General features: G+C 72.3%; 23 protein-coding genes. 16 read left to right on the forward strand and 7 right to left on the reverse strand.

Annotated elements, in window-relative coordinates:
- Positions 1-90: 90 nt before the first annotated feature.
- From ABME01_RS08570 to holA, 3 genes are read left to right on the forward strand one after another with little or no spacing between them, the layout of a single operon-like run.
- Positions 91-777, forward strand: coding sequence for a ComEA family DNA-binding protein (locus tag ABME01_RS08570; RefSeq protein ID WP_353827974.1), 687 nt, complete (start codon positions 91-93; stop codon positions 775-777).
- Positions 778-3201 (forward strand): ComEC/Rec2 family competence protein, encoded by a 2424-nt coding sequence (locus ABME01_RS08575; protein WP_353827975.1) that lies wholly within the window; start codon positions 778-780, stop codon positions 3199-3201.
- A 28-nt stretch (positions 3202-3229) separates the two neighbouring features.
- Positions 3230-4246 carry a DNA polymerase III subunit delta gene (holA, locus tag ABME01_RS08580; protein ID WP_353827976.1) on the forward strand — a complete coding sequence of 339 codons (1017 nt, stop codon included), beginning with the start codon at positions 3230-3232 and terminating at the stop codon, positions 4244-4246.
- A gap of 66 nt (positions 4247-4312) precedes the next feature.
- On the opposite strand, the gene rpsT is transcribed toward holA, so the two are convergent.
- The 4 genes from rpsT to ABME01_RS08600 form a co-directional block, all read right to left on the reverse strand.
- A complete protein-coding gene (gene rpsT, locus ABME01_RS08585) occupies positions 4313-4573 on the reverse strand; it encodes a 30S ribosomal protein S20 (RefSeq protein ID WP_353827977.1) in 261 nt (86 codons plus the stop codon).
- 119 nt (positions 4574-4692) lie between these two features.
- Complete coding sequence (locus tag ABME01_RS08590) at positions 4693-5439, reverse strand: alpha/beta fold hydrolase (protein ID WP_353827978.1); 747 nt, start codon at positions 5437-5439, stop codon at positions 4693-4695.
- A 7-nt stretch (positions 5440-5446) separates the two neighbouring features.
- A complete protein-coding gene (locus tag ABME01_RS08595) occupies positions 5447-6073 on the reverse strand; it encodes a response regulator (RefSeq protein ID WP_353827979.1) in 627 nt (208 codons plus the stop codon).
- Positions 6070-7296, reverse strand: a complete 1227-nt coding sequence (locus tag ABME01_RS08600; protein WP_353827980.1) for a sensor histidine kinase — start codon at positions 7294-7296, stop codon at positions 6070-6072. Before ABME01_RS08600 ends, ABME01_RS08595 begins: the two co-directional genes overlap by 4 nt.
- A 79-nt stretch (positions 7297-7375) precedes the next feature.
- On the opposite strand from ABME01_RS08600, the gene lepA reads away from it, so the two are divergent.
- From lepA to hemW, 3 genes are read left to right on the forward strand one after another with little or no spacing between them, the layout of a single operon-like run.
- Positions 7376-9232, forward strand: coding sequence for a translation elongation factor 4 (gene lepA, locus ABME01_RS08605; protein WP_353827981.1), 1857 nt, complete (start codon positions 7376-7378; stop codon positions 9230-9232).
- An 8-nt stretch (positions 9233-9240) separates the two neighbouring features.
- Positions 9241-9891 carry a DUF1990 domain-containing protein gene (locus ABME01_RS08610; RefSeq protein ID WP_353827982.1) on the forward strand — a complete coding sequence of 217 codons (651 nt, stop codon included), beginning with the start codon at positions 9241-9243 and terminating at the stop codon, positions 9889-9891.
- Positions 9891-11117: a radical SAM family heme chaperone HemW gene (hemW, locus tag ABME01_RS08615; protein ID WP_353827983.1), complete on the forward strand. Its 1227-nt coding sequence runs from the start codon at positions 9891-9893 to the stop codon at positions 11115-11117. The genes ABME01_RS08610 and hemW overlap by 1 nt, the downstream gene beginning before the upstream one ends.
- On the opposite strand, the gene ABME01_RS08620 is transcribed toward hemW, so the two are convergent.
- Together ABME01_RS08620 and ABME01_RS08625 are read right to left on the reverse strand one after the other, a co-directional pair.
- Complete coding sequence (locus tag ABME01_RS08620) at positions 11114-11551, reverse strand: DUF4870 domain-containing protein (RefSeq protein ID WP_353827984.1); 438 nt, start codon at positions 11549-11551, stop codon at positions 11114-11116. The two genes, hemW and ABME01_RS08620, sit on opposite strands and share 4 nt — an antisense overlap.
- A gap of 108 nt (positions 11552-11659) precedes the next feature.
- Positions 11660-12076, reverse strand: a complete 417-nt coding sequence (locus ABME01_RS08625) for a DUF4870 domain-containing protein (RefSeq protein WP_353827985.1) — start codon at positions 12074-12076, stop codon at positions 11660-11662.
- Positions 12077-12273: 197 nt separating this feature from the next.
- Here ABME01_RS08625 and hrcA point away from each other — a divergent pair, with 197 nt between their 5' ends.
- From hrcA to leuA, 10 genes are all read left to right on the forward strand, one after another.
- Complete coding sequence (gene hrcA, locus ABME01_RS08630) at positions 12274-13293, forward strand: heat-inducible transcriptional repressor HrcA (RefSeq protein ID WP_353827986.1); 1020 nt, start codon at positions 12274-12276, stop codon at positions 13291-13293.
- A gap of 57 nt (positions 13294-13350) precedes the next feature.
- On the forward strand, positions 13351-14454 hold the full coding sequence (gene dnaJ, locus ABME01_RS08635; RefSeq protein WP_353827987.1) for a molecular chaperone DnaJ: 1104 nt from the start codon (positions 13351-13353) through the stop codon (positions 14452-14454).
- 10 nt (positions 14455-14464) lie between these two features.
- Positions 14465-15199 (forward strand): 16S rRNA (uracil(1498)-N(3))-methyltransferase, encoded by a 735-nt coding sequence (locus ABME01_RS08640; RefSeq protein WP_353827988.1) that lies wholly within the window; start codon positions 14465-14467, stop codon positions 15197-15199.
- Between the two features lie 24 nt (positions 15200-15223).
- Positions 15224-15580 carry a histidine triad nucleotide-binding protein gene (locus tag ABME01_RS08645; RefSeq protein WP_353827989.1) on the forward strand — a complete coding sequence of 119 codons (357 nt, stop codon included), beginning with the start codon at positions 15224-15226 and terminating at the stop codon, positions 15578-15580.
- A gap of 76 nt (positions 15581-15656) precedes the next feature.
- Entirely contained in the window at positions 15657-16691 is a 1035-nt protein-coding gene (locus tag ABME01_RS08650; protein WP_353828056.1) for a PhoH family protein, read from the forward strand.
- The gene (gene ybeY, locus ABME01_RS08655; protein ID WP_353827990.1) at positions 16688-17149 is read left to right on the forward strand and encodes an rRNA maturation RNase YbeY; all 462 of its coding nucleotides are present in this window, start codon (positions 16688-16690) and stop codon (positions 17147-17149) included. The genes ABME01_RS08650 and ybeY overlap by 4 nt, the downstream gene beginning before the upstream one ends.
- A gap of 2 nt (positions 17150-17151) precedes the next feature.
- Positions 17152-18468, forward strand: coding sequence for a hemolysin family protein (locus ABME01_RS08660; RefSeq protein WP_353827991.1), 1317 nt, complete (start codon positions 17152-17154; stop codon positions 18466-18468).
- Positions 18465-19358, forward strand: coding sequence for a GTPase Era (gene era / locus ABME01_RS08665; protein WP_353827992.1), 894 nt, complete (start codon positions 18465-18467; stop codon positions 19356-19358). Before ABME01_RS08660 ends, era begins: the two co-directional genes overlap by 4 nt.
- 96 nt (positions 19359-19454) lie before the next feature.
- Entirely contained in the window at positions 19455-20126 is a 672-nt protein-coding gene (locus tag ABME01_RS08670) for an HAD family hydrolase (protein ID WP_353827993.1), read from the forward strand.
- Between the two features lie 209 nt (positions 20127-20335).
- Positions 20336-22111: a 2-isopropylmalate synthase gene (gene leuA, locus ABME01_RS08675; RefSeq protein WP_353827994.1), complete on the forward strand. Its 1776-nt coding sequence runs from the start codon at positions 20336-20338 to the stop codon at positions 22109-22111.
- A 30-nt stretch (positions 22112-22141) separates the two neighbouring features.
- Here leuA and ABME01_RS08680 read toward each other — a convergent pair whose 3' ends face one another.
- Entirely contained in the window at positions 22142-22801 is a 660-nt protein-coding gene (locus ABME01_RS08680) for a trimeric intracellular cation channel family protein (RefSeq protein WP_353827995.1), read from the reverse strand.
- Between the last annotated feature and the right edge of the window lie 3 nt (positions 22802-22804).

Genomic DNA, 22804 nt, shown 5'->3' on the forward strand with positions numbered 1-22804 from the left:
CGTCCTCCCGAGGCGCCGCGGCCGGGCGCCGGCCCGCCGTCGCCGCGCCGCGCCGCGCTGCGCCCCTGGTGCGGTGGCTAGCGTCGCGGCGTGACCGACGCCACGACCGACGACCCGCTCGCTCCGCTGTCCGGCTCGCGTGCTCGACCCCGGTCCCGCATCGCGGTCGGCGCAGCGGTCGCCCTGTTCGTCCTCGCCGTCGCGATCTCGGCGCTCACCTCCTTCGCGGCGTCGGGCGGGGGAACCCAGGGCGATCTCGTCCGCGACGGTGATCCCGGGACGTCGGCGGCCGAGCCCGGCACGCCGGACGCCGCGTCGGTCGGCGATGCCGGCACCGGGGGCGAGCCGACGATCCTGGTGCACGTGCTCGGCGCGGTCGAGGCGCCCGGCATCGTGGAGCTCGCGACGGGTGCGAGGGTCGTCGACGCGATCGCGGCGGCCGGCGGGGTGACCGCCGACGCCGACCCGGGCGGCGTGAACCTGGCGAGGACGGTGGCGGACGGCGAGCAGCTCGTGGTTCCGCGCGTCGGCGAGGTGCCGCCGGCGACGGCGGCCTCGGGTGCCACCGGCGGCGGGGCATCGGGCGGGCTCGTCAGCCTCAACCGCGCGGATGCCGCCGAGTTCGACACGCTCCCGCGCATCGGCCCCGCGCTCGCACAGCGCATCATCGACTGGCGCGAGGCGAACGGCCCGTTCACCGACGTGGCCCAGCTGCTCGAGGTCGCGGGAATCGGCGATGCGATCTACGCGGGGCTCGTCGACCTCGTGAGCCTCTGAGTGCGACGACACGACTTCCGCCTGCTCGGTCCCGCCGCCGTCGCCTGGGCCGCCGCGTTGCTCGCCACGGGCTCGGAGGAGATCGGCCTGCCGCCATGGTCCGCGGCGGTCGCCGCCTGGACGATCGCAAGCGCCGCGCTCGTGGTCCTGCTCCGGATCGGGCGTCGCGCACCCGGCGATGGCGGGGCTCGCATCGGAACGCGGCGCACGACCGGGGCACTCGGGCGGGCCGTCGCCGCGACCCTGGTCGCGGCCGCCGCGGCCGCACTCGTCTCCACGACCGCGACGATCGTGATCGCGCACCGTCACCCGACGGAGCTCGCTGCCGCGGCCGATCAGCGAGCGTCGATCGGGGTCGTCCTCCGGCTGGACGCCGCCCCGCGCCCCGCACGCACCGCGCCATGGGTGCAGGAGCCTGCGCTGCGAGCGCCCGCGACGGTCCTCGCCGTCGGCGACCCGCCTCGGTCCACCGGGCCGGTGTCCGTACGGGTCGACGTGACGATGCCCGCGACGGCGGCCGCCGCGGGGTTCGGCTCCACGCTGGTCGTGCTCGGCACGCCGTCCGAGACGGACGACACGCGACGCGCGGCATATCGCCTCGATGTCGCACGGATCCTGTCGAGCGGCCCGGCGCCGCCGTACCTCGCGTGGACGCATCCGCTCCGACGGGCACTCGCCACCGCCTCGTCGGGGCTCGGCGGCGACGGCGGCGCCCTCGTCCCGGGGCTCGCGATCGGCGACACCTCGCGCGTCTCCGACGACCTGCGAGCGGCGATGACGACCGCATCGCTCACGCACCTCACGGCCGTCTCCGGCGCGAACTGCGCCCTGGTGACCGCCGGCGCGTTCTGGGTCGCCGGACTCGTCGGACTCGGTCGAGCAGGGCGGGTGGTTGTCGCGCTGACGGCGCTCGGCGGCTTCGCGGCGCTCGTGACGCCCGAGGCGAGCGTGGTGCGCGCCTCGGCGATGGCGATCGTCGTCCTCGTCGCGTGCGCGACCGCTCGCGGCGGTGGCGGCGTACCGGCCCTCTCCGTCGCCGTGATCGGCCTGCTCGCGCTCGATCCCTGGTACGCGCGCGATGCCGGGTTCGCGCTGTCGGCGTGCGCGACCGCGGGCCTCGTGCTGTGGTCCGCCCCGCTGGGAGCGCTGCTCGCGCGCTGGATGCCCCGCCCGTTGGCCGTGGTCGTCGCGATCCCGCTCGCGGCGCAACTCGCCTGCCAGCCGGTGCTCGTGCTGCTCGAGCCCGTGATCCCGGTCTACGGGGTGCCCGCGAACCTGCTCGCCGCTCCCGCTGCCCCGATCGCCACGGTCGCCGGGCTCGCCGGGTGCCTCCTGCTTCCGGTGCTGCCGTCGGTCGGCGTGGCCGCGCTCCAGGTGGCCTGGGTGCCGGCGACCTGGATCGCGCTGCTCGCGCGCGCCGTGGAACGGATGCCGGTGCCGAGCCTCGCGTGGCCGCCCGGCGCGCCCGGGGCGGCCGTCATGGCGCTCGGCATCGCCGCGGGGGCGGTGCTGGTCGGCGACGCCCGCCGTGTATCGGCGCTCGGCCGGCCGCGGCCCCGCGCCGCGCGCCTCGTGCGCGTCTCGGCGGCGATCGCCCTGTGCCTCTGCACGGCCGTGCCGCTCGGCGCCGCCGCCGGCCCGGCGGCGATCGCGGCGGCGGGACGCCCCGCCGGGTGGGACCTGTGGCAGTGCGATGTGGGGCAGGGCGACGCGGTCCTCGTGCGCAGCGGGGAGGCGGTCATGCTCGTGGACGCCGGACCCGATCCCGACGCGCTGCTGCGGTGCCTCCGGCAGGCGGGCGTCGACCGGCTCGACGTCGCCGTGCTCACCCACTGGGACGCCGACCACGTCGGCGGGGCGACGGCGCTCGCCGGCCGGGTCGACGTCGTCCTGCACGGCCCGCTCGACGGAGCCAGGTCGGACCGGCCGCTCGCGCCGCTCGTCGCCGCCGGAGCGCGGCACGCCGAGGTCGTCGCGGGGTGGCACGGACGACTCGGCCCGGCACGGTGGCGCATCGCCTGGCCGCGGGAGGGCGCCGTGCCCGGGAACGATGCGAGCGTGGTCGTCGACCTGACGACGCCGGAGTACCGCGCGGTGTTCCTCGGAGACCTCGGTCGCGAGGCGCAGGACGCGATGATGCGCACCGGAGGACTCGCCGAGGCGGACGTCGTCAAGGTGGCCCACCACGGCAGTGCCGACCAGAGCGCATCGCTGTACCGGCGGTTGGACGCGTCGGTCGGACTCATCGGCGTGGGCGACGGCAACGGCTACGGACATCCGACGTCGGCGACCCTCGACGCGCTCGACGAGGCCGGGACGGCGGCCGTGCGCAGCGACCGAGCCGGCGCGGCGGCGCTCACGATCGATGGAGAGCGGATCGCCCTGTGGACCGAGCGGGCATCCGGTGTCGCGGGGGCTCAATAGACTGGACCGGCACGACGGGAGGAGAGGCGTGGCGACACGATCCGGCCAGGCGAGGTCGAAGGCGAAGATCCCGCAGCTCGCGTGGAACGACACACGACCCGCGCCGGTCGTCCTCGTCTCCGGCGGCGAGGACGTCCTCGCGGAGCGCGCGATGACGATGCTCCGCGACGGCCTTCGCGCCGAGGATCCGGCCCTCGAGGTCACCGATCTCGAGGCCGACGGCTACACGCGCGGAACGCTGCTCACGCTCGCCAGCCCGTCCCTCTTCGGGGAGCCGCGCCTGATCCGCGTCGCCGGCGTCGAGAAGGCCAGCGACGAGTTCCTCCTCGACGCGCTGGAGTACCTCGGCGCACCGGCGGAGGGCACCACGGTCGTCCTGCGCCACCGCGGCGGGAACCGCGGCAAGAAGCTGCTCGACGCGGTGCGCGCGGGGGAGGGCGGCGGCATCGAGATCGTCTGCGCCGAACTGAAGCGCGACGCCGAGAAGCAGGACTTCGCCGTAGCCGAGTTCCGGCTCGCCGGCCGGCGGATCGCACCGGCAGCGCTCCGCGCGCTCGTCGGGGCGTTCAGCGACGACCTCGGCGAGCTCACCGCAGCCTGTCGGCAGCTCATCGCCGACGCGTCCGGCGACATCGACGAGGCGACGGTGCGCAAGTACTACGGCGGTCGCGTCGAGACCACGGCCTTCGAGGTCGCCGACGCGGCGATCGCGGGCCGTCACGGCGATGCGCTCATCGCCCTCCGTCACGCGCTCGACTCCGGTGCCGATCCGGTGCCGATCGTGGCCGCCTTCGCCATGAAGGTGCGCACCATGGCGAAGGTCGCCGGGTCTCGCGGCGCGAGCGCGTCATCCCTGGGGCTCGCGCCCTGGCAGGTCGATCGTGCGCGTCGAGACCTGGCGGGCTGGAACGACGAGGGGCTCGGGACCGCCATCCAGGCGCTCGCCGCCGCCGATGCGGCGGTCAAGGGCGCCGAGCGCGACCCGGTGTTCGCGCTCGAACGCCTCGTGGGGGTCATCGCCGCGCGCGGACGGACCCACGCCTGAGGCACCGCCACCGAGACGACGAAGGCCCCGCACCGAACGGTGCGGGGCCTTCGATCGATGCTCGGATCAGAGCGCGGAAGCCTGCTTCGCGATCGCCGACTTGCGGTTCGCGGCCTGGTTCTTGTGGATGACGCCCTTGCTCACGGCCTTGTCGAGCTTGCGCGTCGCGACGCGAACGGCGCTGGTCGCCTTCTCCTTGTCGCCCGAGGCGATGGCCTCGCGCGCCTGGCGGACGGCGGTCTTCAGCTCGCTCTTGACGGCCTTGTTGCGCTCCTCGGCCTTGCGGTTGGTCCGGATGCGCTTCATCTGCGACTTGATGTTTGCCACGTGGTTCGTCTTTCGTGTTCGTCTGCGGGAATCGAGTTGCCGCAATCGGTAGAGGGGCCGTCGCGGCGCATCGTGCGGAGGTGGGACCCCACACGCAAGCCAACAGGCAACGATACCAGCTACGCCTGAGCGGCACCAATGCGCGCCGCTCGGCGCTCGAGCTCGGCCACGGCACCGAGGACGACGGCGGCGAACGCGTCGGGCCGGGCGAGGCTCACCATGTGGGTCGCACCCGCCACGTGCACGAGCCGGGCGTCGGCCGCGGCGCGGAGGAGACGGCGTTCCTCGATCCGGAAGTGGTCGAGGCTGCCGTTGACGAACCAGATGGGCACGCGAGCGGCGGCGGCGGCCGCGAGCAGGTCGATCCCGCCGACGGCCTGCAGTGCCGGCACCATGGCCTCGAGCGCGACCCCTCCCGCCACGATGTCCTGGACCGCGGCGCGAGGGAGGAACGCGCGCGCGGTCGCGTCGTTCAGCCAGCGGCCGCGGTCCGGAAGCCGGCCGATGGAGCGCGCGAGCGCCCGATACCCCTGCAACGGCAGGCCTCGCGGACGGGTGCCGCAGGAGGCCGCGACGAGCCCGTCGAGCCCGTCCGGGCGCCGGGCGGCGTACTCCAGCCCGAGGTACCCGCCCAGGCTGAGGCCGACGAGCAGGCGCGGGACGCCGGGGACCGGTTCGCCCAGTCCCTCCTCGATGGCCTCCATCGCGGCGTCCACCGAGAACTCCCGCCCGATCCTCGAGCCGTGCCCGGGCAGGTCCACCGCGATCGCCTCGACGTCGTGGCGGGTCAGCCGCGAGACCTGCCCTCGCCACATGGTCGCCGACGTGCGGATGCCGTGGACGAGGACGACGCGGGCCCGGGTCATGACCGGCTCAACCCGCCCTGATCGCCCCGAGCTCGCGAGCCCTCGCGACGGCGGCGGTGCGCGAGCCGACCCCGAGCTTCGTGAAGATGTGCACGAGGTGCGACTTGACGGTGGCTTCGCTGAGGAACAGCGCCTGTCCGATCTCGCGGTTCGTGCGGCCCGCGGCCACGAGGTTCAGCACCTCGGCCTCGCGCACGGTGAGGCGCTGGTCGGACGTGCGCTGCGAGTCGTCGAGCCGCGATCGCACCGTGGGGGCGAGGGCGGACTCGCCGGCGGCCGCCGCGTGGATGGCTGCGACGAGCTCCGCCGGGGGAGCGTCCTTGAGCAGGTAGCCGCTCGCGCCGGCCTCGATCGCCCCGAGGATGTCGGCGTCGGTGTCGTAGTTCGTGAGCACCAGGACCCGGGGCGAGTCGGGGGCCGACCGGATTCGGCGCGTGGCGTCCACGCCCTGCAGGGCGCCCGGGAACTGCAGGTCCATGAGCACCAGGTCGATGCCCGGCTCGGCCGCCAGCCGGACCGCCTCCTCCGCGGTCGCCGCCTCGGCGACCACGTGGAGGTCGTCCTCGGCCTCCAGCAGCGCGCGCATCCCGGCGCGCACCACCGGATGGTCGTCGCTCAGCAGCAGCCGGATCATGCCGCCGCCACCGGGATCCGCACCGAGAGCGCGGTGCCGCCGCCGTGCGAGGACTCCACATCGGCCGTGCCGCCGAGGCTCTCGGCGCGGCGGCGGATGGCGCGCAGCCCGAACGACTCCGCCGCGTCGTCGGGTTCGGCCAGCAGCACCGGATCGAATCCGACGCCGTCGTCGACGACGTCGAGCGCGACCTCGTCGCCGAGGTAGCTCAGCGTGAGTTCCGCGCGCGACGCGTCGGCGTGCTTGACGACGTTCGACAGCGACCCCTGCGCGATGCGGAGCAGCGTCGACTCGACCGACATCGGCAGGACGACGGGTTCGCCGCTCAACGAGAACGCGATCCGGGTGCGCGTACCCGACTGGCGAGCCTGCTCGTTGGTGGCATCCGCGAGCCGGTGCAGCGCCGCGGGCAGCGTCTGCTCGTCGAGGGCGGGCGGCGTCAGCTCGCGGATGAACCGGCGCGTCTCCTGCAGGTTCTCCGAGGCGGTCTCGCGGGCGAGGCGCAGCTTGTCGCGCGTGGCGGCGTCCGGGATGTCGCGTTCGGCGGCGTGCAGGAGCATCTGGATGCTCGAGAGCCCCTGCGCGACCGTGTCGTGGATCTCGCGCGCGATCCGCTCCCGCTCCGCGAGCGTGCCCGCCTCGCGACTCGCCGCGGCGAGCTCCTCGCGCGTGGCGAGCAGGTCGAGGATCAGCGATTGCCGCTCGCGCGACTCCACGGCCATCGCGCGGTAGCCGAGGCCGATGATGACCGCGACGCCGGCGGAGATGAACGGGCCCACGATGGCGCCGGCTTCGAACCCGAGGTGGGACGTGGTGCTCCACACGCTCAGCAGGAAGGTCACGCCGACCAGCGGCACCGCCCACCGCGCGGGCAGGACGTGCAGCTCGAGGAAGAAGAGCGGGAACGCCAGGAATGCGGCATCCGGCGTGATCGAACTGAGGCCGAGCCAGAGCCCGAGCAGCATCACGAGCCATCCGGCGCGCATCCACGGCGTGACGACCTGGTGGGCGGTGACGACCCCGACCATGTAGGTGCCGATGAAGGCGATCGAGAGGATCGAGATCGGGATGAGGTCGGCCCCGCCCGCGAGCGTCGCGCGCGCGAGGACGAAGACGACCAGGCCCACCACGAGGACGTGGAGGCCGACGCGGAGCGAGGTGAAGACGGGTCGCAGCGCCGACGGCTGGACCCGTGAGGCGAGCGGGGCATCGAGCACGGTCATGGTGCGTTTCAGCGTAGTCCCGGGGCCCTGACGGGGCATCCGTCGAAAGTGCGATCGCGCGCGTGGGAGAATCGTTGGGATGTCTCCGAGAGCCGCCAACCCCCCGGTGCCCGCTGCCACCGATCCCGCGCTGATCCGCAACTTCTGCATCATCGCGCACATCGACCACGGCAAGTCGACGCTCGCCGACCGCATGCTGCAGATCACGGGCGTGGTCGCCGACCGCGACATGCGCGCCCAGTACCTCGACCGCATGGACATCGAGCGCGAGCGCGGCATCACCATCAAGAGCCAGGCCGTGCGCATGCCGTGGGAGCTGGCCGGCACCGGCTACGCCCTCAACATGATCGACACGCCCGGCCACGTCGACTTCAGCTACGAGGTCTCGCGGTCCCTCGCCGCGTGCGAGGGCGCCATCCTGCTCGTGGATGCCGCGCAGGGCATCGAGGCCCAGACGCTCGCCAACCTCTACCTCGCGCTCGAGAACGACCTCGAGATCATCCCCGTGCTGAACAAGATCGACCTCCCGGCCGCCGAGCCGGAGAAGTACGCGCGCGAGCTCGCGGAGCTCATCGGCGGCTTGCCCGACGACGTGCTCCGCGTCTCGGGCAAGACCGGCATGGGCGTGGAGGACCTGCTCGACCGCGTCGTCGAGCGCATCCCCGCGCCGAAGGGCGACGCCGACGCGCCCGCGCGCGCGATGATCTTCGACTCGGTCTACGACAGCTACCGCGGCGTGGTGACCTACGTGCGGATGGTCGACGGCCAGCTGAACCCGCGCGAGCGCATCCAGATGATGTCGACGCGCGCGACCCACGAGATCCTCGAGATCGGCGTGAGCGCGCCGGAGCCGACGCCGACGAAGGGCCTCGGGGTGGGCGAGGTCGGCTACCTCATCACGGGCGTGAAGGACGTTCGCCAGTCCAAGGTGGGCGACACCGTCACGAGCGCGGGCAAGCCCGCGGCCGAGCCGCTCGCGGGCTACACCGAGCCGCTGCCGATGGTCTTCTCAGGCATCTACCCCGTCGACGGCAGCGACTACCCGGAGCTTCGCGAGGCGCTCGACAAGCTCAAGCTGTCCGACGCGGCGCTCGCCTACGAGCCCGAGACGTCCGTGGCGCTCGGCTTCGGCTTCCGCTGCGGGTTCCTCGGGCTGCTCCACCTCGAGATCGTGACCGAGCGGCTGCGCCGAGAGTTCGGGCTGGACATCATCGCCACGGCGCCGTCGGTGCCGTACGAGGTGACGACCGAGGACAAGAAGACCGTCACGGTGACGAACCCGAGCGAGTTCCCGACCGGCGGGAAGATCGCCGAGGTGCGGGAGCCCATCGTCAAGGCCGCGATCCTCGCGCCGAAGGACTACGTCGGCACGATCATGGAGCTGTGCCAGTCCCGCCGGGGAACGCTCCTCGGCATGGAGTACCTCGGCGAGGACCGGGTCGAGATCCGCTACACGATCCCGCTCGGCGAGATCGTCTTCGACTTCTTCGACAACCTCAAGTCGAAGACCGCCGGCTACGCCTCGCTCGACTACGAGCCCGCCGGCGAGCAGGCCTCCGACCTCGTCAAGGTCGACATCCTGCTGCAGGGCGAGCAGGTCGACGCGTTCAGCGCCATCGTGCACCGCGACAAGGCGTACGCGTACGGCACGATGATGGCGGGCCGGTTGCGCGAGCTCATCCCGCGGCAGCAGTTCGAGGTGCCCATCCAGGCGGCGATCGGCGCGCGCATCATCGCCCGCGAGAACATCCGGGCCATGCGCAAGGACGTGCTCGCGAAGTGCTACGGCGGCGACATCAGCCGCAAGCGCAAGCTGCTCGAGAAGCAGAAGGAGGGCAAGAAGCGCATGAAGATGGTGGGGCGCGTGGAAGTGCCGCAGGAGGCGTTCATCGCCGCCCTGAGCGGGGAGACCGAGAAGAAGGACGCGAAGAAGTAGGGGGAGCCGTGAGCCGTCGCAGCACGTTCACCGACCAGTCCGTCACGTACGGCGCGATCGGGGCGACCCTCGACCCCGACCTGCTGCGCTACCCGCCCGCCGGGTTCGTGCCGGCCGAGGACACGGTCCGCCTCGGCTCGGGGCGCGAGCGGTACGAGCAGTCCGCCGAGTCGCTGATGACCTGGGGCGTGCAGCAGGGCTCCGGATTCACGGTGGTGGATGCCGCGCCGGGCACCGGCGCGCAGTACACCGGCATCGCCTACGACCCGGCCGGCGCACCGCTCGCCGAGCAGCCCGCGCCGCGGGCCGAGGAGCGCTACGCGGCCGACGGCACGCCCTACATCACCGCGGGGATGACCGCGACCCTGCGTCGGCGCGGGCGCCTCCGCAGCCGCAACATCCCGGTGCTCGTCGTCTACGTGGTCGACGAGCCGAACCGCGCGGGCTTCGCGATCGGGACCGCCGGCGCCGCGCCGGAGAACGGCGAGGAGTCCTTCATCCTCGAGCACCGCGACGACGACTCGGTGTGGCTGACGATCCGCTCGGCGTACGAGCCCAACGGCGGGCTGCGGCGCGCCCTCGCGCCGTTGCTCCGGCGGCGACGCCGCGAACTCACGACGCGCGAGCTGCGCGCGCTGCACCCCGCGTTCCCGACCTGATGGCGGGTCCGCTGCCGATCGCCGATCCGGCGCCGGCCGACGGCGTGCTGCCGGCGAGCGCGACGGCCGGCGCGACCGAGCGAGCCTTCGGCGTGTACCTGCACGTGCCCTTCTGCCGGGTGCGCTGCGGTTACTGCGACTTCAACACGTACACGGCGGGGGAGCTCCGCGGCGCCCGCCAGGAGGACTTCGCGGACCACGCGATCGCCGAGGTCGGGTTCGCGCGACGCGTGCTCGGGGCATCCGGCGTGCCGGCGCGTCCGGCCGACACCGTCTTCTTCGGCGGCGGCACGCCCACGCTGCTGCCGGTCGGCGACCTCGCCCGCATGCTGGACGCGGTTCGCGACGCCTTCGGCCTCGCCGCGGGCGCGGAGGTGACGACCGAGGCGAATCCCGACTCCGTCGACGCGGACGATCTCGCACGCCTGGCCGAGGCGGGTGTCACCCGCGTGTCGTTCGGCATGCAGTCCGCCGTGCCGCACGTGCTCGCGACCCTCGACCGAACGCACGATCCGGCGCGCGTGCCGCTCGTGGTGCGCTGGGCGCGCGAGGCCGGGCTCGACGTGAGCCTCGACCTGATCTACGCGACCCCGGGCGAGTCGATCGAGGACTGGCGCACCAGCCTGGAGGCGGTGCTCGCCGAGGCACCCGACCACGTGAGCGCCTACTCGCTCATCGTCGAGGACGGCACCAAGCTCGCCCGGCGGATCCGCCGCGGCGAGGTGGCGGCGCCGGATGACGACCTCGCGGCCGACATGTACGAGCTCGCCGACGACCTCCTCGGCGCCGCCGGCTACGACTGGTACGAGGTCTCGAACTGGGCCCGGGGCGAGGCCCACCGGTCGCGTCACAACCTCGGCTACTGGCGCGGCGACGACTGGTGGGGCGTCGGACCCGGCGCGCACAGCCACGTCGGCGGAGTGCGCTGGTGGAACGCGAAGCACCCGGCGGCGTACGCGGAGCGGCTCGCCGCCGGCGTCTCGCCCGCCGTCGGTCGCGAGACGCTGGACGCGCCGACCCGCGAGACCGAGCGGGTGCTGCTGCTCACCCGCATCCGCGAGGGGATCGAGGTCGCGAGCCTGCACGCGGCCGGACGCCACGCGGTCGCCGGGCTCATCGCCGACGACCTCGTGGACGCACGAAGCGCCCTCGCCGGTCGGCTCACGCTGACCCGGCGAGGGCGCCTGCTGGCGGACGCCGTGGTGCGGCGCCTGCTCGGTGACTAGCTGACGAACTTGATGGCGAGCGGGTACGTGTAGTACTCGCCCTGGTTCGCCTTGATCGCGGCGATGATGCAGAACACGATGTTCAGCGCCCACACGGCCGGGTACAGGATGAATCCGATGAACACGAACATGAGCAGGAAGCTCACGACGTAGGCGATCAGCACCGTGAGCTGGAAGTTCAGCGCGGTGGCCGTGTGCGCGCGGATGAACGGTCCGCGGTCCTTCAGGATCAGGTACCCGATCAGGGCCGGGAGGAAGTTGAACAGCGCGCCGCCGACGTGGATCAGCGTTGCCCAGAGCTTCTCATCGGCCGGGCTGAGCGGCTGGCTCTGCTGGTAGCCGCCGGACGGCGGCGTGGGACCCCCGGGCGGCGGGGGCGGGGGCGTCCCGCCGGCGGGCGGGGTGGGCGGGTTCGGAGGTGGTGCGTCGGACATGATGCTGGCTCCTCATGGTCTCCCCGGGACTCGGGACGTGCCCTCATGCTGACACACGGCGACGCGCCGGTCGAGGGTCGTTCGACCGGCGCGTCGGGGTGCTCGGCGCTACTTGATGAGGCGGATGGCGAAGGGGTACCGGTAGTGGTTGCCGTCCTTGGCCTGCATGAAGCCCATGATCGAGAAGACGATCACGGCGATCCACAGGGCCAGCGGCAGCAGCCAGCCGACGTAGGCCCAGATGCCGAAGGTCACGACCGTCAGGATCGAGTTGACGATCAGGATCGCGACGTAGGCGAAGACCACGGTGATCTGGAAGTTCAGCGCCTCCTTGGCCTCGGTGTTCGTGAGGCTGCCGCGGTCCTTGAACACGAGCCAGATGATGAGCGACGGCAGGATGCCGATGATGCCGCCGAGGTGGGCGAACGAGGCCCACTGGCGGTCCTGCTCGGGGGTCAGGGGTGCGGCGGGCGCCGGCTGCGGCGCGGCGTTCGGATCCTGGGGAGGGAGGTTGGAGTCGGACATGAGTCGCCTTTCGCGGGAGGGGGAGCGCCGCGGGTGCAGCGGTTGCACGGCGCGCGGGACGACCACACGCTATCGAGGCGGCGTGCGGCCCGGCAACGGTGCAGGCCCTGAATCTCGGGATAGGATTAGCAGTCACGTGGGTGGAGTGCCAAGGGGCGGGCCCACAGCGATGCGACGGTCGAGGGAAGGCGAGGGTCATGGTCTCCGAACGCAGTCTCGCCGTGCTCCGCGCCATCGTGCAGGACTACGTCGCGTCGAGGGAGCCGGTGGGCTCGAAGTCCATCGTCGACCGGCACCACTTCGGCGTCTCGGCGGCCACGATCCGGAACGACATGGCCCTGCTCGAGGAGGAGGAGCTCATCGCGGCCCCGCACACCTCGTCGGGCCGCATCCCCACCGACAAGGGCTACCGGGTGTTCGTCGACCAGCTCGCCGACATCCGACCGCTCACCGCCGCGCAGCGGCACGCCATCGAGACGTTCCTCGGCGAGTCGAACGACCTCGACGAGCTGCTCGCCCGCACGGTCCGGCTCGTCTCGCAGCTCACCCGGCAGCTCGCGGTCGTGCAGTACCCGAGCTTCGCGCGCGCCCGCGTCCGGCATGTCGAGCTCGTCTCGCTCGCGCCGACCCGGGTGCTCTGCATCCTCATCTCCGACAGCGGGCAGGTCGAGCAGCGGCTCGCCGAGCTCGTCCAGTCCGTCGACGAGGCCACGCTCGCCCGGCTGCGCGACCGGCTCAACGAGATCGCCTCCGGACTCACGATGGACGACGCCGCGGTCGCGCTCTCCGCCGAGACCGAGCACGCCGATCGCGCCCACGCCGAGGTGCTGCACACGCTCGCCGCGACGCTCGCCGACCAGGCGAAGGTGACCCGCGCCGACCGGCTCGTGGTCGCCGGCGCGGCGAACCTGGTGCGCACCGAGCAGGACTTCGCCGGCAACATCCTCGGCGTCATCGAGGCGATCGAGGAGCAGGTCGTGATCCTGAAGCTCTTCGGCGAGATGACCGCCGACGACGGCCTCGCCGTGCGCATCGGCCGCGAGAACGCGGCCTACGGCCTCGGGGAGACCTCGGTCGTCTCGAGCTCGTTCGCCGTGCCCGGCCGCGACGTGTCCCGGCTCGGGATCGTCGGCCCCACCCGCATGGACTACTCCCAGAGCATGGCGGCGGTGCGCGCCGTCGCCCGATACCTCTCCCGCACGCTCGGCGAGAACTGAACTGCGCGGAGCCGCACCGCGGCATCCGCCATCGCGATCGAAAGGAACCCGCCTCACGTGGCCGACCACTACGAGGTCCTCGGCGTCGCACGCGACGCCTCACCGGACGAGATCAAGAAGGCCTACCGTCGCCTCGCACGCGAACTGCACCCCGACGTCAACCCGGGTGCGGAGGCGTCGGAGCGCTTCAAGGAGGTCACGCACGCGTACGACGTGCTGTCGGACCCGAAGCAGCGCCAGCAGTACGACCTCGGCGGCCAGGGCGGCTTCGGCGGCGGAGCCGCCGGGTTCGGCGGGTTCGGCGACATCTTCGAGACGTTCTTCGGCGCCGGCCAGGCCAGTCGCGGACCGCGCTCCCGCCGCGAGCGGGGGCAGGACGCACTGATCCGGCTCGAGGTCGGGCTCGACGAGGTGATCTTCGGCACGCACCGCGACCTCGAGGTGGACACGGCCGTCGTGTGCGAGACCTGTCACGGCTCGTGCTGCAAGCCGGGCACGTCGCCGGTCACGTGCGACATCTGCGGCGGCAGCGGGCAGATCCAGCGCTCGGTCCGCTCGCTGCTCGGCAACGTGATGACCTCGAGCCCGTGCGGATCCTGCCGCGGGTACGGCACGATCATCGCCACGCCGTGCGTCACCTGCCAGGGACAGGGTCGCGTCCGTGCGCGGCGGACCGTCCCGGTCGACGTGCCGGCCGGGGTCGACACGGGCGTCCGCCTGCAGATGCCGGGCTCCGGCGAGGCCGGCCCGGCGGGCGGGCCCAACGGCGACCTCTACCTCGAGATCAAGGTCAGCACGCACGACGTGTTCAGCCGGGACGGCGACGACCTCCTGTGCACGCTCGAGGTGGCGATGACCGACGCCGTGCTCGGCACGGACACGACGGTCCCCGGTCTCGACGGCGACGTGCACCTCGAGCTGCGCGCGGGCGTGCAGTCGGGCGACGTGCTCACGGTCAAGGACCGGGGCATCACCCACCTGCGCGGGTCCGGTCGGGGCGACCTCAAGGTGGCGGTCCACGTGCTCACGCCGACCAAGCTCACCCACAAGGAGCGCGAGCTCATCGAGCAGCTCGCGAAGCTGCGCAAGCCGGCACCGCCGGAGCTCGGGCACGTGCAGCAGGGCCTGTTCGCGCGGCTCCGCGACCGGTTCCTCGGCTGAGCGGACGAGCATGAGCCACCGCTACCTCGACGAGTCGCTCGACCTGGATGCCGTCCGCCCCGGCGACCGCGTGGCGATCTCGGGCGACGAGGCGCGGCACGCCGTCACGGTCTCGCGGCTCCGCGTCGGGGAACGCGTCTCGATCGGCGACGGTCGCGGGCACGTGGTGGAGGGGCCCGTCGCGGCCACGGAGCCGCGCCGGCTCGAGGTCGAGGTCGAGGTCGTCTCCGACGAACCGGTGGCGAGCCCGCGGCTGACGCTCGTGCAGGCCCTCGCGAAGGGCGATCGAGACGAACTCGCGATCCAGGCGGCCACCGAGCTCGGGGTCGACCGCATCGTGCCGTGGGCCGCGGCACGGTCGGTCTCCCGATGGGACGGGCCGAAGGCCGAGAAGGGCCGGGCGCGCTGGGCCAGCATCGTCCGCGAGGCCGTCAAGCAGTCGCTGCGCGCGCGGATCCCCGAGGTCGACCCGGTCGCGCCGACCCGGGACCTCCCGGCCCGACTGGACGGCGAGCGACTGCTGCTGCTCGTGCCGGGGGCCGAGACGCCGCTCGCCGCCATCCGGCCCGACGGCCGCGACCTCGCCCTCGCGGTCGGACCCGAGGGCGGCATGGACCCGGCCGAGATCGAGCGCCTCGTCGCCGCCGGCGCCGAGCCCGTGCGGCTCGGCGACCCGGTGCTCCGGACCTCGACCGCGGGGCCCGCGGCGATCGCCGTGCTGTCGGTCGCGCTCGGGCGGTGGTGAGCCATCCGTCGCTACGATGGAGGCATGAGCGCAACGGCGGAACCGACGGTCTTCGAGCGCATCGCCGCGGGTGAGATCCCCGCGAAGATGGTCGCGGAGACCGATCGCGTGATCGCGTTCCACGACATCTCGCCGCAGGCGCCCGTCCACGTCATCGTGACCCCGCGCGTCGCGAGCCACCGCGACGTCGTGGAGCTCGCCGCCGACGACCCCGAGCTGCTCGCCGAGCTGGTCTCGGTCGCCAAGGGCATCGCCGACGAACTCGCCGACGGGCAGTTCCGGCTCGTCTTCAACACCGGCCCGGCCGCGGGCCAGACCGTGTTCCACGTGCACGCCCACGTCCTCGGGGGCGGCCTCAGGGAGGGATCGCTTGGCGGCTGACGACGCGGGGGAGTCCCCGCTCACCGGGTCCGAGTCCGGCGCCGACGAGGAGCGCCTCCGGATCGACGGCATCGCCATGGTGCGGCTCCTCGGGCCGCAGGATCGCCTGCTCACGACCATCGAACGCGAGTACCCGGACGTCGAGGTGCACGTGCGGGGCAACGAGATCGCGATCCGCGGCGACGCCGAGCAGCGCGGCCGCGTGCGCCGCCTCGTCGAGGAACTGCTCGAACTCGTCCGCAGCGGCGGCGACCCGACCCCCATCGAAGTGAGGAGCTCCGCCCGGATGCTGGATGCCGACCCGAACGCCCGCCCCTCCGAGCAGCTGGGGCAGGTGATCCTGTCCACGCGCGGCAAGTCGATCCGGCCGAAGACCGAGGGCCAGCGCGCGTACGTCGACGCGATCGACGAGAACACCGTCGTCTTCGGCATCGGCCCCGCGGGAACCGGCAAGACCTACCTGGCCATGGCCAAGGCCGTGCAGGCGCTGCAGCGTAAGGAGGTCAACCGGATCATCCTGACCCGCCCGGCCGTCGAGGCGGGGGAGCGGCTCGGCTTCCTGCCCGGCACGCTCACCGAGAAGATCGATCCGTACCTGCGGCCGCTCTACGACGCGCTCAACGAGATGATGGACCCCGAGGTCGTGCCGAAGCTGCTCGCGACCGGCACGGTCGAGGTCGCGCCCCTCGCCTACATGCGCGGGCGCACGCTCAACGACTCGTTCGTCATCCTCGACGAGGCCCAGAACACCACGCCCGAGCAGATGAAGATGTTCCTCACGCGGCTCGGGTTCGGGTCGCGGATGGTCGTCACCGGCGACATCACCCAGGTCGACCTGCCCGGCGGCTCGAGCGGCCTGCGCCTGGTGACCCGGATCCTCGACGGCATCGACGACATCCACTTCGCACGGCTCACGAGCGAGGACGTCGTGCGGCACACGCTCGTCGGCCGCATCGTCGACGCCTACACCGAGTACGACCAGCGATCCCAGGCGCAGCGCTTCGAGCGCGAGCAGGCTCGCGAGTTCGCCAACCGCGCCGAACGTCGCGGTGCCGATCGTCGCGGTGCGCCGGGGCCCCGCGACCACCTGCCGAGGAAGAGGATGCAGTGAGCATCGAGATCAACAACGAGTCGTCCGTCGAGGTCGACGAGGCGGCGCTGCAGCGTCTCGCCGTGTACGCGCTCGACGCGATGCACGTGCACGCCGACGCCGAGCTCGCGATCGTCCTCGTGGACGAGGGCGCGATGGAGCAGCTGCACGTCCAGTGGATGGACGAGCCGGGGCCGACCGACGTGCTGAGCTTCCCGATGGACGAGCTGCGTCCGGGCACCGAGGACGAGCCCGCGCCCGCCGGGCTGCTGGGCGACGTGGTGCTCTGCCCGCAGGTGGCCGAGTCGCAGGCGGCGGCCGCGGGCCACGCCCTCATCGACGAGCTCCTGCTGCTCACGACGCACGGGATCCTGCACCTCCTCGGCTTCGACCACGCCGAGCCGGCCGAGGAGAAGGAGATGTTCGGCATCCAGCGCGACATCCTCGTCGGGTTCACCATGCAGGAGCGGCGCCGCTGACCATGCTGCCCTGGCTCTTCCTCGCCGCGGCCTTCGTGCTCGTCGCCTTCGGCGGCCTCATGGCCGCGGTCGACTCGGCACTCGGGGTCTCCTCACGCGCCGACCTCGTCGACCTCGCCGTCGGCTCGCGCGCCGCGCGGTCGCTGCGCGCGATCGCCGACGACACGGGGGCGCACGTCAACGCCGTCAACTTCATGCGGATCCTCGCGGAGACGACCGCGGCGGTGCTCGTGACCCTGGCATTCACGTTCTTCCTCGACAACGTCTGGCTCGTGCTGCTCGTCGCGGCGCTCATCATGACCGCGGTGTCGTTCGTGCTCGTGGGTGCGAGCCCGCGGAGCGTCGGCCGTGCCCACGCCGCGACCGTGCTCCGCACCTCGGCGCCCGTCGTGCGCTCCATCCGGCTGCTGCTCGGCCCGATCGCGAACGCGCTCGTCGCGCTCGGCAACCGGGTCACCCCCGGCCGCATCCGGTTCGCCGGCGTCGCCAACGAGGAGCAGCTGCTCAGCATGGTCGACGAGGCCACCGAGCTCGAGGTGCTCGAGCAGGCCGACCGTGAGCTCATCCACTCCGTCTTCGAGTTCAGCGACACCCTCGTGCGCGAGGTGATGGTGCCCCGGACCGACATGGTGACGATCCACGCGACCTCGCACCTGCCGCAGGCGATGGCACTCTTCCTGAAGGAGGGGTACTCCCGGATCCCGGTGATCGACCGCGAGCTCGACGACATCACGGGCGTGCTGTACCTCCGCGACCTCGCCCGCCTCGGATTCGAGCGGCCCCTGGATGCGGCCACGCTCACCGTGTCCGACCTCGGCCGCCCCGCGGTGTTCGTGCCGGAGTCGATGCGCGCCGACGCGCTGCTGCGGCAGATGCAGCTCGAGTCGAACCACCTCGCGATGGTGGTCGACGAGTACGGCGGCATCGCGGGGCTCGTCACCCTCGAGGACCTGATCGAGGAGCTGGTCGGGGACATCTCCGACGAGTACGACCGCGAGGCGGCGCAGGTCGAGGAACTCGGCGAGGGCCGCTACCGCGTGAACGCCCGGCTGCCGGTCGACGAACTCGGCGAGCTGTTCGGGCTCGACCTCGAGGACGAGGACGTCGACACCGTCGGCGGCCTGCTCACCAAGGCGCTCGGCCGGCTGCCGGCGCCGCGCGACCGCGCGACGGTCAGCGGGCTGCTGCTCGAGGCCGAGCGCACCGAGGGGCGTCGCAAGCGCATCGCGACGGTCCTCGTCGAGGCCGACCAGGCACTGATCGACGTCCGCGCCGCATTCGCCGGCGAGGAGGCCACCACCGAGGGGATGGGCCCATGACCGACTACCGTGCTGGATTCGTCTCTTTCGTGGGCCGTCCGAACGTGGGCAAGTCCACGCTGACGAACGCCCTCGTCGGCGAGAAGGTCGCCATCACGAGCTCGAAGCCGCAGACCACCCGCCGTGCGATCCGCGGCATCGTGCACCGCGACTACGGCCAGCTCATCGTGGTCGACACCCCGGGACTGCACCGGCCGCGCACGCTCCTCGGCGAGCGCCTGAACTCGCTCGTGCAGACGACCCTCGGCGACGTCGACGTGATCGGCTTCTGCGTGCCCGCGAACGAGGCCATCGGGCCCGGCGATCGATTCATCAACGAGCAGCTCGACCAGTACCCCCGCGCGAAGAAGGTCGCGATCGTGACCAAGACGGATGCCGCGGGCAAAGGGAAGGTCGCCGAGCAGCTGCTCGCGGTGTCGCAGCTGCGGGAGTGGGACGCGATCATCCCCGTGTCCGCGCCGAAGGGCGAACAGCTCGACGTGCTGGTCGACGAGCTGCTGCAGCTGATGCCCCAGTCGGAGCATCCGCTCTACCCGGCCGAGACGACGACCGACGAGGACACGACCGAGCGCATCGCCGAGTTCGTGCGCGAGGCGGCGTTGGAGGGCGTCTCCGACGAGCTTCCCCACTCGATCGCGGTGGTCGTGGACGACATGATCGAGCGCGAGGACAAGGACCTCCTCGAGGTCTACGCCAACCTGTACGTCGAGCGCGACAGCCAGAAGGGCATCATCATCGGCAAGGGCGGCTCACGGCTGCGCGAGGTCGGCGAACGCGCCCGCGCGCAGATCGAGGGGCTGCTCGGCCGGAAGGTCTACCTGGCGCTCCACGTGAAGGTCGCGAAGGACTGGCAGCGCGATCCGAAGCAGCTGGGCCGGCTCGGGTTCTGACGGGGGGACCCGATCGAGGGGAAGATTCCGTCGTCGCACTCGGTCGGGCGCAGGTCGCAGCGCGCCGTCCGCGGCAGCTGTGGGAGCATGCTCGTCATGCGCGTGAGCCCCGATGCCGACCTGTTGGTGGTGTTCGACTGCGATGGGGTGCTCGTGGACTCGGAGCGGCTCGTCCAGCGTGTGGAGATGCAGCTGATCGCCGAGCTGGGGTGGCCGATCACCTTGGAGGAGGTCCGGGACGAGCACCTGGGCCGGTCCACGGCGGAGGTCATGGCGAACATCGAGCGACGGATCGGCCGAGGCGTGCCCGACGACTTCCTCCGGTGTCGTGACGAGATGCTCACCGAGTCGTTCACGACCGAGCTGGAGGCCGTGCCGGGCGTGGGGGATGCGCTGGACCGGCTGGACGCCCTCGGGTACCGGTCCTGCATCGCCTCGTCCGGCTCGCACGACCGGATGCGGCTCACGCTCGGGCGCACCGGGTTGCGGGAGCGGTTCGAGGGACGGATCTTCAGCGCGAGCGAGGTGGAGCGGGGCAAGCCCGAGCCGGACCTGTTCCTCCACGCCGCCCGACGGATGGGCGTGCGCCCGGCGGACTGCGTCGTGGTCGAGGACAGCCCGGCGGGGGTCGAGGCCGCCCGACGCGCCGGGATGCGGTCCATCGGGTTCGCCGCGGACACCCCGGTCGGGCTCCTCGGCGGAGCCGACGTCACGATCGAGCGCATGGACCGCCTCGTCGAGGCGATCGGCGGACTCGCATCCCGATGACCGGGGAACGCCGCGCCGTCGGGCCGCACATCGGGCGCCGTCCGCCCCTCGTCATCCTTGCCTCGGTACGCCGGTGCGGTGTTAGCCTTGTCGCGTGCGTCACGGCCTGCTTCTCCTTAGCTGCCGCAGCGAGTCCCAGTTCTGAGGCCTCACTCGCTGCGGAGTCCGTCGTCGGCTGAACCCCGAATCGAGCGAGAGAAGCACCCCTGATGAAGAACACCCAGAAGCCCACCGCGATGCCCGTGCACCGCTACCGTCCGTACCACGAGCAGATCCGCGTCGACCTGCCGGATCGCACGTGGCCGTCCAACCGCATCGAGCGGGCGCCGCGTTGGTGCGCGGTCGACCTGCGCGACGGCAACCAGGCCCTCATCGACCCGATGAGCCCCGAGCGCAAGCGGGTCATGTTCGACCTGCTCGTCCGCATGGGCTACAAGGAGATCGAGGTCGGGTTCCCCTCGGCGAGCCAGACCGACTTCGACTTCGTGCGCAGCCTCATCGACGAGGGCGCGATCCCCGACGACGTCACGATCCAGGTGCTCACCCAGGCGCGCGACCACCTCATCGAGCGCACCTACGAGTCGATCCGCGGCGCGAAGCAGGCGATCGTGCACCTGTACAACTCGACGAGCGTGCTGCAGCGGGAGGTCGTGTTCCGCACCGACCGTCAGGGCATCATCGACATCGCGCTCCACGGCGCGCGCAAGTGCCGCGAGATGGAGGCGAGCGTCCCCGGGACGACGGTGTACTACGAGTACTCGCCCGAGAGCTACACCGGCACCGAGCTCGAGTTCGCCGTCGACGTGTGCAACCGGGTGCTCGACGTGTTCGAGCCCACCGCCGAGCGCAACGTCATCATCAACCTGCCCGCGACCGTCGAGATGGCCACGCCGAACGTGTACGCCGACTCGATCGAGTGGATGAGCCGGCACCTGAACCACCGCGAGCACGTCATCCTCTCGCTGCACCCGCACAACGACCGCGGCACGGCGATCGCCGCGGCGGAGCTCGGCTACATGGCCGGCGCCGACCGCATCGAGGGGTGCCTCTTCGGCAACGGCGAGCGCACCGGCAACGTCGACCTCGTCGCGCTCGGCATGAACCTTTTCACGCAGGGGATCGACCCGCAGATCGACCTCTCCGACATGGACGAGATCAAGCGCACCGCGGAGTACTGCAACCAGCTCGCGGTGCACGAGCGCAGCCCGTGGGCGGGCGACCTCGTCTACACCGCGTTCTCCGGCTCGCACCAGGACGCGATCAAGAAGGGCTTCGAGGCCATGGAGGCGCACGCCGACGAGCGGGGCGTCTCGGTCGACGACCTGCACTGGGCGGTGCCGTACCTGCCGGTCGACCCGAAGGACATCGGGCGCAACTACGAGGCGGTCATCCGCGTGAACTCGCAGTCGGGCAAGGGCGGCGTCGCCTACCTGCTGAAGACCGACCACGCGCTCGAGCTGCCGCGCCGGCTGCAGATCGAGTTCTCCGGCGTGGTCCAGGCGAAGACGGATGCCGAGGGCGGCGAGGTCACGAGCGACGAGATCTGGTCGATCTTCACCGACGAGTACCTGCCCGCGGCGGTGGAGCAGCCCGACGCCAAGTGGGGCCGCTTCGAACTGCTGTCGATGCGCACCGAGAGCGAGATGACCGGCGAGGTGCGCGTGCGCGTGGGCCTCCGCGACGGTGACGAGCGCGTCGACGCCGACGGATCCGGCAACGGGCCGGTCGCGGCGTTCCTCTCGGTGCTCGCGGCCGAGGGCGTCGACGTCCGCGTGCTCGACTACAGCGAGCACGCCCTCTCGTCGGGCGGCGACGCGGTCGCGGCGGCGTACGTGGAGTGCCAGGTCGGCGACCGCACCCTCTGGGGCGTGGGCATCGACGCCGATATCTCGACGGCGTCGCTGAAGGCCGTGGTCTCCGCGGTGAACCGGGCGCTCCGCTCGGCCCGACTGCGCGAGGAGTCCGCCGAGCCGGCGCTGGCCTGATCCCGGCCGTGATCGCCTGAGCCCGGCGCCTCAGGCGCGCCGCCAGACGCGCCAGGTGCCGATCGCGCGCTGCTCCGGCAGGCTCCATCCGAAGCGCACCGACAGCAGCCGGATCACGGTCGTGACGATCACGCAGGCGATCGCCGCGATGAGGACGTTCGTGCCGAGCAGCACCATCGCCACGAGCAGGAAGGTCCCGACCCCGGCCGCGACGGCGTAGAGCGAGCCCACGTGCATGAGCGCGATGGGCAGGTTCAGCGTGACGTCGCGCAGGATGGAGCCGCCGACCGCGGCGACGACGCCGACGAAGATCGCGGGCACCTCGGGGAGCCCGTTCGCGAGCGCCTTGGACGTGCCGATCGCCGCGAACAGGCCGATCGTGACGGCATCGAGGGCGATGATGAGGGAGTTGAGCCGGTCGAAGAGCTGCAGCAGCAGCATCCCGACGAGCGCGGCGCCGGTCGCGACGACCAGGTACCAGTTGCTCCGCATGGCCGCCGGCAGCTGGTTCAGCAGGATGTCGCGAAGCAGACCGCCGCCGAGGCCGACGATGATGCCGATGAGCGCGACGCCGAGCAGGTCGATGCGGTGCTCCTTGATGCGGGACGCGAACATCGCGCCCTGCAGGGCCCCGATCCCCACGGCGGCGAGGTCGGCCCAGAGCGGGATCGTGAAGGGGGCCACGGTCATGCC

Source organism: Agromyces litoreus (assembly GCF_040496015.1).
Lineage (GTDB): Bacteria > Actinomycetota > Actinomycetes > Actinomycetales > Microbacteriaceae > Agromyces > Agromyces litoreus.